This window comes from Arthrobacter sp. NtRootA1, assembly GCF_019976975.1.
GTDB lineage: Bacteria > Actinomycetota > Actinomycetes > Actinomycetales > Micrococcaceae > Arthrobacter > Arthrobacter aromaticivorans.
The window spans coordinates 4,154,709-4,168,663 of sequence record NZ_AP024630.1 but is presented as its reverse complement, the minus strand read 5'-3'; the positions used below and the strand labels follow the sequence as shown (position 1 = coordinate 4,168,663).

Annotated in this window: 10 protein-coding genes; 3 read left to right on the top strand and 7 right to left on the bottom strand. The window is 61.9% G+C overall.

Features of this window, described 5'->3' with window-relative positions:
* Nucleotides 1-9 precede the first annotated feature (9 nt).
* The gene (locus LDN90_RS18945; protein ID WP_216926462.1) at nucleotides 10-387 is read right to left on the bottom strand and encodes a VOC family protein; all 378 of its coding nucleotides are present in this window, start codon (nucleotides 385-387) and stop codon (nucleotides 10-12) included.
* Nucleotides 388-481: 94 nt separating this feature from the next.
* Here LDN90_RS18945 and LDN90_RS18940 point away from each other — a divergent pair, with 94 nt between their 5' ends.
* Both LDN90_RS18940 and LDN90_RS18935 read left to right on the top strand, forming a co-directional pair.
* Complete coding sequence (locus LDN90_RS18940) at nucleotides 482-1,522, top strand: o-succinylbenzoate synthase (RefSeq protein WP_223946668.1); 1,041 nt, start codon at nucleotides 482-484, stop codon at nucleotides 1,520-1,522.
* A 75-nt stretch (nucleotides 1,523-1,597) separates the two neighbouring features.
* Nucleotides 1,598-3,688, top strand: a complete 2,091-nt coding sequence (locus LDN90_RS18935; RefSeq protein ID WP_223946667.1) for a PhoX family phosphatase — start codon at nucleotides 1,598-1,600, stop codon at nucleotides 3,686-3,688.
* 163 nt (nucleotides 3,689-3,851) lie between these two features.
* Here the strand turns inward: LDN90_RS18935 and LDN90_RS18930 are convergent, their stop codons facing one another.
* The 6 genes from LDN90_RS18930 to LDN90_RS18905 form a co-directional block, all read right to left on the bottom strand.
* Nucleotides 3,852-5,486 (bottom strand): glucoamylase family protein, encoded by a 1,635-nt coding sequence (locus LDN90_RS18930; protein WP_223946666.1) that lies wholly within the window; start codon nucleotides 5,484-5,486, stop codon nucleotides 3,852-3,854.
* 12 nt (nucleotides 5,487-5,498) lie between these two features.
* Entirely contained in the window at nucleotides 5,499-7,406 is a 1,908-nt protein-coding gene (locus tag LDN90_RS18925; protein ID WP_223946665.1) for a glycoside hydrolase family 3 N-terminal domain-containing protein, read from the bottom strand.
* Between the two features lie 39 nt (nucleotides 7,407-7,445).
* Complete coding sequence (locus tag LDN90_RS18920; RefSeq protein ID WP_223946664.1) at nucleotides 7,446-8,300, bottom strand: carbohydrate ABC transporter permease; 855 nt, start codon at nucleotides 8,298-8,300, stop codon at nucleotides 7,446-7,448.
* Nucleotides 8,301-8,308: 8 nt separating this feature from the next.
* Nucleotides 8,309-9,256 (bottom strand): sugar ABC transporter permease, encoded by a 948-nt coding sequence (locus LDN90_RS18915; protein ID WP_223946663.1) that lies wholly within the window; start codon nucleotides 9,254-9,256, stop codon nucleotides 8,309-8,311.
* Between the two features lie 2 nt (nucleotides 9,257-9,258).
* Complete coding sequence (locus LDN90_RS18910; RefSeq protein ID WP_223946662.1) at nucleotides 9,259-10,533, bottom strand: sugar ABC transporter substrate-binding protein; 1,275 nt, start codon at nucleotides 10,531-10,533, stop codon at nucleotides 9,259-9,261.
* A 230-nt stretch (nucleotides 10,534-10,763) separates the two neighbouring features.
* Nucleotides 10,764-11,855: a LacI family DNA-binding transcriptional regulator gene (locus LDN90_RS18905; RefSeq protein ID WP_223946661.1), complete on the bottom strand. Its 1,092-nt coding sequence runs from the start codon at nucleotides 11,853-11,855 to the stop codon at nucleotides 10,764-10,766.
* A gap of 236 nt (nucleotides 11,856-12,091) precedes the next feature.
* Between LDN90_RS18905 and menD the strand changes: the two genes are divergently transcribed.
* Nucleotides 12,092-13,801 carry a 2-succinyl-5-enolpyruvyl-6-hydroxy-3-cyclohexene-1-carboxylic-acid synthase gene (gene menD / locus LDN90_RS18900; RefSeq protein WP_223946660.1) on the top strand — a complete coding sequence of 570 codons (1,710 nt, stop codon included), beginning with the start codon at nucleotides 12,092-12,094 and terminating at the stop codon, nucleotides 13,799-13,801.
* Nucleotides 13,802-13,955 lie beyond the last annotated feature (154 nt).

The window sequence follows — 13,955 nt, the reverse complement described above, 5'->3', positions numbered from 1 at the left end:
GTTATGGGATCAGGGCTCAAGCCGCTTACGCAGCAGGCAGAACTCATTGCCCTCAGGGTCCGCCAGGACGTGCCATTGCTCGTTCCCGGTCTGCCCGACGTCAGCAGGGCGGGCGCCGAGGGCGAGCAAACGTTCCAGCTCGGCGTCCTGGTCCCTGTCGACCGGATTGACGTCGATGTGCAAGGGGAGCCTTCCAATTCGCGGGTCGCTGCTGGGACTCAGGATGATGGTGGGCTGTAGACCGCCGAACCCCACGTCGGGAGGGCCGATCTCGATCGCGCCATCTTCCCGGTCGAGTTCGACGTAACCGAGGACGTCGCTCCAGAACCGCGCGAGCACTTCGGGATCGGCACAGTGGAGGACCAGTTCGCTGATACGGCAAGCCATGGAACCAAGTGTACGGATTCTTGGAACGTCCGAGTTGTCCACATAGCGTGATTGGCCAGCCTTTGGCGCCAGGAGCCGCCGGTACAGTGGCAATATGCCTGCTCGTCTTACTGATTTACCGTCGCCTCTGCCGTCGCTCGAAGAACTCCTCGACAACGCCCACGTCGTCTCACTGCCCATGCGCGTGAAGTTCCGCGGCATCATGGAGCGGGAAACACTCCTCCTGAAAGGGCCGCTGGGTTGGGGCGAATTCTGCCCCTTTCCGGAATACGACGACGCCGAATCCTCGCGCTGGCTCTCTGCCGCCTTGGAAGCGGGCTGGGTTGGGTTCCCTCCAGCGCTACGGGACAGGATTCCCGTGAACGCCACCGTTCCCGCGGTGCCTGCGGAACGGGTGCCGGAAGTACTTGCCCGGTTCGGCCGCGTGGATGCCGTCAAGATAAAGGTTGCTGAGCGTGGCCAATCTCTTGCCGAGGACCTTGCACGGGTCACCGCCGTGCGCGACGCCCTTCCCGACGCTGCTATCCGCGTCGATGCGAACGGGGGCTGGGACGTTGTCCAAGCCGTAGAGGCGCTGGGCCAATTGTCGGTTGTCGGACTTGAATATGCAGAGCAACCGGTCCCGGACATTGAGGGCTTGGCTGAGGTGCGCCGTCGCCTTGCCTCCGCGGGAGCGCCCGTCCTAATAGCCGCCGATGAAAGCGTTCGGAAAGAATCCGACCCCCTTCGCGTCGCGAGGGCTGGAGCTGCGGACTTGATCGTCGTCAAGGTAGCGCCGCTTGGGGGAGTGGCACGTGCCCTGGACATCGTCGCCCAGGCCGGCCTTCCCGCCGTCGTCAGTTCCGCCCTCGATACCTCCATTGGTATCCGCGCCGGTCTGGCGCTCGCAGCCGCGCTACCTTCGCTGCCGTACGCCTGTGGGCTTGGCACCGTTTCGCTCTTCGCCTCGGACATCACCCTGGATCCCCTGGTAGCCGACGACGGCGCCATTCGCCTTCGCGAAGCCGTCGCCGATCCCGGGCTGCTGGAGCAGTTTGCCGCTTCGGCGGAACGTCGCGACTGGTGGCTGGAGAGGCTGCGACGCGTATATTCGGCGCTCGCTTCCTCACAAGAAGACCTGTTCACCGAAACTTAACCAGAGAGTCCTCTCGGATTCGGATTGCGCTGAAAGGCTCAGCGGGAACCTCGTACATTCTCTGGAAGGTCCCCCATGTCTGATACCACCGGACGCACGTTCCCGCTGCTGCCCATGTTCGGCCACACCAAAGGCAAACGCAGTGCCGTCACGTGCGCGCTCAAATGCGACAACGCCTGTGCCGGCGATGTTTGCAACACGAGCTCCAACGGCTACTTCCGCGACATCGCCTCAACGGCAATGAGCCGCCGCGCCGCCCTCGGGCTTGGCGCCGCCGGTGCTCTCGCCGTCGTCCTCGGTGGTGCCATAACCGGTTCTGACAGTGCAGTCGCCGATGCTGGCAACGGATTGTCGGACGCAGCCAAGAAGGGCTTCGGGAAGTCCAAGCTCCAATTCACGGCCATCAAGCCGGTTGACGCCGCTGTTGACGCTTTCACAGTTCCAGAGGGCTACGACTGGAAGCCCATCATCCGCTGGGGCGACCCCCTCTTCGCCGATTCGCCGGCCTTCAACCTTAATGCGCAGACTGCTGCTGCCCAAGCACGACAATTCGGCTACAACAACGACTACACGGACATTATCCCGGTTCCCGGGTCCAAGGATCGTCGAACCGTATTGTTCACGAACCACGAATACACCAACGAGAACATCATGCTGCCGGCAGGTTTTGACGCCGCCGAAGCCCGGGCAATCGGCCGTGCCGGTCATGGCCTGACGGTGGTGGAGTTGGAGCGCAAGAACAAGAACAAGCCGTGGAACTACGTTCAGGGCGCACCCCTGAACCGCCGCTTCCTCACCGACACCGTCTACGAGCTGACTGGTCCCGCTGCCGGTACCAACCTGGTCAAGACCATCGACGACCCCGCCGGGCGTTGGATCAAGGGAACCTTGGGGAACTGCTCCGGCGGAACCACTCCATGGGGAACCATCCTCTCTGGCGAAGAGAACTTCAACGGCTACTTCGCCGCCCCGGGCACCAGCGATAGCGACAAGCGCTACGGCCTTTCCGCGAAAGCGACCACGCGCCAGTGGGAACTCGACGAGCCGCGCTTCGATACCCGCAACGCCGGTTACGCCAACGAGACCAACCGCTTCGGCTGGATCGTGGAAGTTGACCCCTTCGACCCCACTTCCACTCCGAAGAAACACTCCGCCATGGGCCGCTTCAAGCATGAGGGTGCCAACGTGATCGTCGCCCCGTCCGGCCAGGTGGTGGCGTACATGGGTGACGACGAGCGCTTCGATTACCTCTACAAATTCGTCTCCAAGGGCAAATACCAGCCCGGCGACTCAACGGAGGCCCGTAAGAACAACATGAGCCTCCTTTCCGAAGGAGACCTCTACGTTGCCCGCTTCACGGGGGACTCCCCAGCTGCTGAGATTGACGGTACGGGCAAGGTTCCGGCCGACGGCGCCTTTGACGGCACCGGTGAGTGGTTGCCGCTGGTGGTGGGTGGCGTCTCGGCAGTTCCCGGCATGTCTGTTGCTGAAGTCCTGGTCTACACACGTCTCGCCGCTGACAAGGTTGGCCCCACCAAGATGGACCGCTGCGAAGACGTCCAGCCCAACCTGCTCACGGGTAAGGTTTATGTGGCCTGCACCAACAACTCGGATCGCGGCAAGGTGGGCAAGGAAGGCGCCACCGAGGTCAACCCTCGGACGCTGAACCGTGACGGCCACATCGTGGAAATCACCGAGGGCCCGGATCAGACGGGCACCAAGTTCAACTGGACCCTGCTGCTGGTGGCCGGTGACCCCGCCAAGAACGCGTCCGCATACTTCTCCGGGTTCCCCGCGGACAAGGTTTCTCCCATCTCATGCCCGGACAACGTCGCTTTCGACTCCGTGGGCAACCTATGGATCTCCACCGATGGCGCACCGTCCTCCATCGGCTATGCAGATGGGCTGTTCAAGGTAACCCTCGAAGGGCCCGAACGCGGAAAGGTGGAGCAGTTCCTCGCTGTTCCGCGCGACGCCGAGACCTGTGGCCCGATCATCCACGACGACGAGCGGACCGTTTTCGTAGCGGTCCAGCACCCGGGCGAGGAAGGTACGTTCGCGGACCAGCACTCGTTCTTCCCGGACTACGTAGACGCCGGAGCCACGCCTGCCGCCGGTGCAGCGCGGGCTCCCCGGCCGTCGATCGTCCAGGTATTCCGTAAGTAACACTTACCCCGGAACGCTCCTCTGCCTGGGATCTCCAAGCAGGGGAGCGTTTCTGCCTTCCCCGATGCTCTATCACTTCCAGTCAGGTTTTGAGCGTTCCTCTCTCACTTCCCGTCGGGTTTTGCGTGTTTCTCTCTCACTTCCCGATCGGTGGGAGCCGAAATCAACCGACCAAGCCTGCACCGAACTCCTCTACGGCAATAAGTGGTTGGATGACCTTCTGGACCTCTCCCTTTACGAAGTTCCTGCGGATCACGTTGTCTCCAAATACGTTGCCCAATGCTCCGAGCACCATGGCCTGGTCAAGGGAGAGATAACGCCGCGCGATAGTTCCGGACTTTACGGCAACTGCATCAAAGAATCCGCCCTGACCGTATGCTACGAGGCCCTTTTCAATCCTTACCAGGTTTTGGTAGGCCTCCTGAGGCTCGTACTCCATCGCAAGGAACGAAGCATGGGGTGTCACCACGCCGTCGCCCCACGTCGGAGTGGGGTTGGCTGCCGGTCGGCATTCTCCAAAGCCGGTGTCCACGCTGGTCCGCTCGGCATCAGATGGGTAGCCGTCACTGCTCATCCCCAGCGCGTCCACGCCCCACTCCGAGTAGCCACCGTTCGGGTGGCTCGCCGGTGAGAATCCCCAATATCCATACTTGGCGTCGTCCAGGCCGAACTCTCGCTGTGCCCGGACTGTTAGCGGATGGTTGATACCCCAGGCTTTCGGGGCCCAACTGGATTCGGGGACAAACAAGTCCGGCATCAATGACTCGAACATGTCCCCGCCCCAGCTGGGAACTATGCGCATGCCACGGTAGGTGTATGCCCCCTCAAACACATCGATCCCCTGATAGCTCCGGTGTTCACCCACAGGTTGTTGTTCCTGCCAGGACCAGTCACAGCTATCAGGGAACACCCTCATGGTGGCGAAGTAGTGTGCCGGCGGAATCTGACCCAAAGCGATGCCGATGTAGGTGGCGATGCGGGGTTCGGAATTGGTGACGTCGTAGTGGTTGAGCGTGTAAAACACGTCGGGTCCGTTACCAAGGTAGTTGCCTTGCACAGTCTCCACCGTGGGTTTGACGTCATAGAAGCCGCCTCGCAACAGACCCGCCGCAACGCCGGGCCGTGCGTCCTTGTTGTAGAAGATGCCGAAGTTCATTCGCTGGAGGATGCTGTTCGCCAATGCGGCAACCTTAGGTTCGGCGTTACGGACCACCATGAGGGCCGCGGCGAACCACCCGTTGTCCACGCTCGAGAGGAATGGCTGAACCACGTTGCCGTTCTCCGGCCAGATGGTGATGACGTCGCCGGTGGCTTCGTTGTACCAGTTGTAGAGCATGCCGCTGGGCTGGTGGTGTTTGAGGTGCATCAACGTTGTCAGGGTCTGCGTCAGGCGGTCCCTGCACTCACGTGCGCTAATGAGCCGCAGCTCACGGGCCACAACAGTGCTCCACATGTAGCCGCCAATGTTGGTGGGGGAGGTGAAGCCGCTGCGCTCAGGGTTGGTGATCGAATCGCCGATGTAGTCGGCAGGCAGTCCTGTCCGTGGATCCGTCATGGCCACCAAGGATTGCCAAGTGTCATGGGCCCACCGGTTGATGACCTTGTGGTCGATGCCGCTTTGGTTCTTCGCCGTGGATACCCGAAATGCGTTCGACGCCGGAACTGTGGTTGAGGTGGCCAAGCCGGGTTGCGCTGCGGCAGCGGTGAGTCCGGTGGCGGCGACGGCCGCGACACCGGCTAGGAGCTGGCGACGGGTGGTGACGGACAGGCCATGGGCTGGTGCAATGTGCTGGTTCATGAGGTCTGTCCTTTACTCGGTTTTGGAGGACGCGGGGCCGGATAGGGATGGATTTTCGGAAGTCAGGCGAAGGCCGTGCCCAAAGGGGAATAGGGGATTCGCGGTGTCACTGGGTACGTCCGGTCGGGAAGCCCGGACAGCATCCATGGATCTCGGAATTTCGAAGGGCAGCTTTCCTTCGGGTTGGATCCGTCCGAACAATGCGTCCAGGAGCGCTGTATCCGAGACGCCGAAGGTGCCTACCAAAGCCGAAGCCAATCCCCTCAGGGGAGTCAAAATGGCGGGACGGTCCAGGCGAACGTCGATGATCACAGGAACGCGCTTAGCCAAGGACATAAGCCGCGAGACCAGCCCCGGCGGAAAGTCCAGGCTTCCGGCGTGAAAGTGCTTCTCAAGGAATAGATCGTCGCGATGCTCCCATGGCGAGTGAAGTCGGATGATGGCAATGTCCGCCTCGTCCGGGTTTACCGCGGGTGTTCCAAACCCGGCGAGGTTGGCGGGGTCCACTCCCTCAACGTAGATGGAAGGTGACCCCGTCAGCGGCAGGGTGCTTCCGGCGTCGTCATCGCTGTTTGCCAACACCGTAACGGACCGCGCCTGCGCGCAGTGCCCTTCGCGCCGGAACTCTGTGTTCCCGACGATTTCTGCCGCCGCATCCTCGTCCACGAACGGGTTGTCGAACAGACCCAACTGGAATTTGACCAGAAGCAGGCGGCGTACGGACTCATCTATGCGTTGCTCGCTGACAAGGCCATCCCTGACCAGACCGATGAGCAAGTCCGTGCATTCTTCGCCGCCGAACTGGTCCACACCGGCGTTGAGGATTTTCAGCATACGCTCCGGTGCCGTGAGCTCTTCGACGCCCCAGGACCGTGCCGGCAACACCTGGTCTCGCACGATGTTGTCGTTGACCAATTCCCAGTCGCTGAGAACAACACCGTCGAATCCGAGCTTTTCCCTGAGTAGGCCCGTGATGATTTGCTTGTTGTAGCCGAAACCCACCTCCTCCACGGGTTCGCCGTCGAGTTCCACGCCCACCGGCATTCCGTAGTAGGGCATGATGGCGCTGGTTTTCTCCGCAATGGCAGTCCGGAAGGGAACCAAATGTTCATCGAATCGGCCACCCGGATAGACTTGCTCCCGCCCATAGGGGAAATGAGCGTCTTCACCATCGCGCTGTGCGCCTCCTCCGGGGAAGTGCTTCGTGGTGCAGGCGACGCTGGTGCGCCCCAGATTCTCTCCCTGGAACCCGCGCAGGTACTCCACCACGTACTGGGCGCTGAGCTGGGAGTCCTGGCCGAAGGTCCCTGCCTGCCGGCACCACCGCGGCTCGGTTGCCAGATCAACGGTGGGATGAAGGGCTGCCCTGATACCAACAGCCGTGTACTCCTGGCGCGCAATCCCTGCAAAACGGCGAATAAGTTCGGAGCTGCCGATAGCTGCGAGCCCGATAGGTTCGGGCCACTGCGAAAAGTGGGCGGCGGTGAAGGAGACACCGGAGTTCTCAATGAATGCATGCCGTGGGTCAGTGGAGATGGTCACGGGAATCCCATGAGGCGTCTGCTGTGCGAGTTCCTGGAGGGCGTTGCTCCAGCGGGCGGCCTCGCGGGCCGTTCCCAGCCTGTGGATATTGAAGTGGTTCATGAACTTGCCAAGAATCACGGTGCTGGTGGGCGATTTGCTGATGTCCCCCGGTGTCTCCAGCAGCGAACCTTCGGGACCGGTTTCTATCACCGTATGGAACATCAGGCCGGCCTTCTCCTCGAGGCTGAGGCGGGAGGTGAGGTCAGCTGCACGTTCCTTCGGGGTGAGGGCCTGGTCCTCAAAGGGATCCATGATCCCGTTGCCGTTAAGGTCCCGGTAGTGCGTTCCTTGGTCCGACACGGAGGTCAGGGGGCTGGTGTGGGTTTGTGATGTCATGGGTACTTTCGGGGTCAGTTGTGGTTCGGCCCGGAGGGGCTACTTGATGCCGGTGGCAGCGACGCCCTGGATGAAGAAGCGCTGCAGGGCAACAAACAAGAGAAGGATGGGTGTGATCACCAGGACTGATCCGGCCAGGAGCAGTCCGTAGTCGGTAGCGTTCTGGCCCGTGGAGTACAGCGAGAGAGCCACCGGTAGGGTGTACATGTCTTCGCTCTGGGCCACCACAAGCGGCCACAGGAAGTTGTTCCATGATCCAAGGAAAGTCAGAATCCCCAAGGTTGCCAGCGGAGGTCCGCAGAGGGGCAGAACGATCCGCAGGAAGGTGCGCAACTCACCGGCACCGTCAATCCTGGCTGCCTCGATCAGCGAATCCGGAATGCCCATGATGAATTGGCGCATAAGGAACACACCCATGGGTGCTGCCAGGAAAGGCAGGATGAGTGCCGGGTAGGTGCTCACCAGGCCGAGTTTGCTGACCATCACGAACAGTGGGACGAAGGTCACCACACCGGGAACCATCAGCATGACCATGACCAGGAGGAACAGGAACCGTTTGCCGGGGAAGTCCATCTTGGCCAAGGCGTATCCAACCATGGAGCAGAACAGGAGATTGCCCAGAACGGTGAACACGGCCACCACCAGGCTGTTGAGGAAAAACGTGCCGATGTGGAGTTCGTTGAACCACGTCAGGAAGTTCTCCAGCGTGGGTTGTTCAGGCCACCAGGTGATGGGCCGGCGGAGAAGCTCACCCTGGGTCTTGAATGCGCCAAGGAACATCCATACGAAGGGGAGGAGAGTGGAAGCTACTGCCACCAGGAGGACTGCGTAGGTCAACGGGCGGGCAGCCGGTGTTCGTTTCCTGGGCTTGCGCATTATCTGGTCTGTTGTCATTGAAGTCCTCAGTCCTTGGATCGCAGGGCTCGGAATTGGATCAGGCTCAGGAGCGCAATCGCCACAAACAGGACATAGCTGGCGGCCGAAGCGAGTCCATACTTGCCGAACCCGAACTGGTTGAACGTGAAGTAGCTGACTGACAACGTGGAATCCAGTGGGCCGCCCTTGGTCATCACAAAAGGCTCTTCAAAGAACTGCAGGAAGCCCACGGACAGCAGGACCGTCCCCAGAAGCAGGGTGGGGCGCAGCATGGGCAAGGTGATGCGCATGAAGCGCTGCCAGGCATTGGCACCGTCCACTGCTGCAGCTTCGAGAATGTCGGCTGGAACATTCTGGAGGCCGGCGAGGAAGATGATCATCAGGGTCCCTAGATTCCGCCAGACTGCCAGCATGATCAGTGCGGGCATAGACCACGTGGTGCTGTTGAGCCAGTCTGGGCCCGCGACGCCTACCCAGCCCAGGATGACGTTCAGCAGGCCATCGGGCTGGAGTATGAACCGCCAGACGACGGCGACAGCCACGATACTGGTGACCACCGGCGTGTAGAACCCGACGCGGAACGCAGTGCGGAAACGTGTTATGCCGTTGTTGAGGGCTACGGCCAACGCCAAAGCCAGAACGATCGTCAAGGGTATCCCCGCCACCACGAAGTACGCAGTGTTGAGGACGGAATGCAGGAACTGGGGATTCTTGAAGAGGGCAGAGTACTGGTTTAAACCTACGAATCCCACAGCAAACGGGTTGTCGATGTCGCGGCTGGTGAAGTCGGTGAAGGACATCAAGAACGATGACACCAATGGTCCCAGCATGAAGACCGAGAAGACCAGGACAAACGGCAACGCGAAGAGCCAGGCAACCAACGCATTGCGCCGGCGACGTGCGCGTCCTCCCCGGGCAGGAGGCCTGCCAGCCACCTTGGTGCTGGCAGGCCTGACGCTTGTGGTGGTTGCCACTGCTATTTCCCGGTTCCGATCGACTCCGCAGTCTGCTGGAGGGACTTCAACGCTTCCCCGGAGTCCTTGCCCGCCTTGACGATCTGCTCGATTTCGGTGTCAGCGGCTGCGGCTACCTGGGTCCAGGTGGTGACGGATGGCGGGTTGTTGGTGTTCTTCAATTGCTCTCCGAACACGGAAAGCTTGCTGTCGGCGGAGAGGGACGGATCTTTCCACGCGCTCTCCTGGGAGGGCAGGTCGCCCGTTGCCTGGTACCACTTGAGCTGGATCTCGGGCTTGGACAACCACTGCAGGAGCTTCCAGGATGCGTCCCTGTTCTTGGACTTCTTGAAGACCACCATGTTGGAGCCGCCCACGAAGGACGTGGAACTCTTGGCCTTGGGCATCGGCGCAACCTTGTACTTGTCCGCGAAGCCCTCCCCGCCGGCTTTGTTCAGGAGCCCCACATGCCAGGGACCACTGATCATCATGGGCGCAGAACCGTCGACGAAGGAAGCCTCGGCTGTGGTCCCTGTTGACGCCGCTTTGGACGCAATTCCGTCCGTGAAGAAACCCGAGTAGAACTTCAGTGCCTCGGCAGCCTCCGGGGTGTCGAGAGTCCACTTGGTGCCGTCGTCGTTCATGAGCTTTGCGCCGTTGGACCACTGGAACGGAAGGGTGTCCTGGAAGGATCCGGCCACGCCAGTCGGCAACTGGATTCCGAATTTTGCCCCGGCCTTTTCCTGGAGAGCCTTGGCCAGGGTTTTGAAATCGTCCCAGGTTTCTGGGGCCTCGGTGATCCCGGCCTTCTCTGCAAGGTCGCTGCGGTAATAGACGACGCGGGTGTCAACGTACCACGGCACCCCATAACTGGTCCCTTGAACTTCCGTCGACTTCACGGAGCTTGGGAAGAACGTGCTGGCGTCGATTTCCTGGGGAGTGGCGTCGAAAGAGTCACTGAAGTCGCCCATCCACGTGGTACCCATCTGTGCAACGTCCGGAGTGGTCCCGCCGGCAATGGCCGTCTGGTACTTGCTAAGAGCCGCGTCCCAGGGAATTGCTGTGACGTCCACCTTGACGCCAGGGTTTTCGGACTCGAACTCCTTCAGCAGGGCAGGCAGTGCTTCGCCCTCGCTGCCTTGCGCCCACAGAGTGATGGTGCCGGTAGCCGGCCCCGAGGCAATGGGTGCGGCGGACGCATCACCGGCCGGAGCCGTTGCGTCCCGACCGCAGGCTGTGAGCAGCAGGGCTGCAGCGAGGCCTACCGCAGCTGCCTTGGTGGCGTTCGGATGGATCATCGTTGTTCCTTTCGTGGGTCCCGATCTTCTCTGCCAACTGCGGAAGGGAATATCGCGGAGGAGGGTCATACTTGCGCCTCAAAATAGATATCTAAGCGCTTTGATTTGCCAACAAGCCCAATCTAAGCGCATTGACTGTGACTTTGGCAACAGCTTGGTGAGGCAATGTGGAAAAAGAAAAGCCCGGCGGAACATGCCCCGCCGGACTTTATGTAATGTTGACGACCTGGCTAGGCCGCCTGGCAGCCGCAGCTTTCCCGCACCACAAGACGGACGGGGAGATGTACGTTGGCGGGCGGCTTCTCAGGATTGTCCAGCCGATCCAGCAGAAGCTGCACCATGGACCGGCCCATTTGTTCCAGGGGTTGGCGCACGGTGCTCAAGGATGGTCGGACCACGCGGCCAGCAGCAATGCCGTCGAACCCCGTCACAGCCACGTCCTTCGGGACGTTGACTCCAGCTGCCGCCAAGGTATCCAGGACCACCAGGGCGTCCTGGTCTGTGGCGCACACAATGGCATCGGGCAAGTTCCCGCCTTGGCAAAGCAAGCGCACGACCTCAGCCACGCGCTCATCGCTGCCGCACGGATAGTTGGGGCCGCGGGCCGACGATAGTCCTGCATCATGCAACGTTCGGAGGAACGCCTGGAGCCGGTGGTCATTGTCGGAGGAGGGCATGCCGCCGAGGAACATAAGCCGGGTCATGCCATGCACCGTCAAGAGATGTTCGGTAATCGCTCGAATGCCGGACTCATTGTCCACAGTTACATGGTCCAGATCCGCGTTGAGGTCGCTCTCGGAGACTTCCACCACGGGAATGCGTCGGGCAATGCGGGCCAGAGCCTCGCTGGGGACCGACCTGGGAAAAATGGCCAAACCATCAACACGGCCCGCGATGTCGGACAACACCGCCTCGTTGTTTTCCGGATTTCCGCCGCCTACCAGCAGCGCCTGGCCGCGCCGCCAGCATTCCAATTCGACCCCGCGCTGCACCTCGTCCACATACAAGGGGAAGAGTCGGAGGTCCTCGTTGCCAAGACCCTCTGTCGGGGCCGGGACCGAGGCGGCAATGCCTTCTTCCCTCCGTCCATGGGCAGGATCCAGCAGATAGTCGTAGGCAAACAGGCCAAGGGCGCCGGTCCTGCCGCGTGCCAGCCCGCGGGCGCTCGCGCTGGGGACATAGCCCAGTGCTTCGGCAGCTGCCAGTACGGCATCCCGGGTGGAGGCTTTGACCTTGTCCGGCTGCCGAAAAGTAAACGAAACCGTCGCGATCGAGACGCCTGCCCGTTCTGCGACGTGGTAGACCGTTGGACCCTTTGCCATATGACTCTCCTTCTACATCGAGTCTATGCGCTTAGCTCAACTCCGTGGTGAGAACGGGCAGGATGTGATTGAGCATCGGGTGGGAACGGGCACGATGTGATTGAGCATCGGGTGGGAACGGGCACGATGTGATTGAGCATCGGGTGGGAACGGGCGCGATGTGATTGAGCATCGGGTGGGAACCTGCACGATGTGAGAGAGCGATTGGGTCCCGGCCGCGCCAATAGACTGGAATCGTGACTTCACAGGACTCTCTGACATCCATCGCTGCCGCCAGGATCGCCGTGACTGCACTCCTCGACGGCGGTGTGCGGCACGTGGTGGTGGCGCCGGGTTCGCGTTCAGCGCCCATGGCCTACGCCCTTGCTGAGGCCGAAGCGGCGGGCAAGGTTCTCCTCCATGTCAGGATCGATGAACGTGATGCCGGATTTACAGCGCTTGGCCTCGCCCTGTCAACCGAAGCGCCCACAGCAGTCCTGACCACCTCAGGCACCGCTGTAGGAAATCTGATGCCGGCCGTCATGGAGGCCAACCACGCGGCCGTGCCCCTCATCGTCGTCTCCGCGGACAGGCCCGAGGAGCTTCACGGGACCGGGGCGAACCAGACCACAATCCAACTGGACCTGTTCGGCGATCACGTCCGCTTCGCCGTCGACGTCGCCGCGGGAGCAAGCCCGCAGCGCGCGATTGCCACCGCGCTCTACGCAGCCACGGGTGCGCTGGAGGACACCCCACCGGGACCCGTCCAAGTGAACCTTGCGTTCCGCGATCCACTGGTTCCGGCGGTTGGGGATGCACTTCCCGCCGTCGCAGGACACAGCGTGTTCCATTACGATGCCGGCCCCCAGGCGCTCGATCTTCCGGCCGCTTCGCAGGAACTCCCCGAACGACGCACTGTGGTCCTCGCAGGTCACGACGCCGGTCCCGTAGCTGAGGCTTTCGCCCGAGCGCACGGCCTTCCCTTGCTTGCGGAACCTTCATCCAACGCCCGGTTCGGCCCCAACGCCGTAGGCCCATACCGGGTGCTGCTGGAGCACTTCGGCCCGGATTCGGCAACACCGATCGAGCGCGTCGTCCTGTTCGGTCGGGCTACCCTTTCCAGGCCCGTGGCGGCGCTGTTGGCCCACCCCACCATCGAAACCGCAATCTACCAGCCGGTTCCTGTGGCTTGGTACGAAGCTGGCCGTCGCCGCGAGACACCCCTCGAAACCCTCCCTGAGTTGGCCGCATTTGCCGGCCGGGGCTCTGCCGAGTGGTTGGATTCCTGGCTCCTGGCCGGGGCTGCAGCCCAACATGCCTTAGACGGAATATTGGCTGGGGAGTCGGCTGCCACCGGTCCTTCCGTCGGAGCCACCGTCTGGGAGCACTCGCGCGGGAAATTGGTTCTCGGCTCCTCCAACGGCATCCGTGACGTCGACCTCGCCGGCCAACCGCACCCTGACCCCATCGCCACCGTCTACGCCAACCGCGGGCTGGCGGGCATCGATGGCACCATCGCCACCGCTACCGGAATAGCACTCGGCAGCGGACGCGAAACCACGGTTCTCGTTGGCGACGTCACGTTCCTCCATGATGCCGGTGGACTACTTCTGGGCCATGGGGAACCCGTGCCTGATCTCCGCATCGTGGTCCTCAATGATTCTGGTGGTGCTATCTTCAGCCTCCTCGAGCACGGGGCAGTGGAAGACTCGGGGGCCTACGGCACCGCCGTCGAACGCCTCTTCAGCACCCCACACTCAGTGGACATCGCGGCACTCGCGGCGGCGTACGGCGTCGGACATCAGGCGGTAAGTACGACGGCGGAACTTGCCGAGGCCCTCAAGTCACCGCTGAAGGGACGCACCATTGTGGAAGTCCGCGTGGACCGGGCAGGCCTTCGGAAACTGCACGCCCGCATCAAGGACGCGGTCTCCGGCGCCGTGAGCAAGGTCCTGACCGCAGGCTAGCCAGCCGTGCTGCTATGGCCCTGCTCTTCTTGTGGCCCTGCTGGGGATACGAAAGAACGGTGCGAACGCCATTCGCGCTACGGGCCATGGCGTTGTCCGGTTGGTGTGGAGTGATCTCCGATCGCCCGCTCGGCTGGAAGCCGAGCTCGAGGCA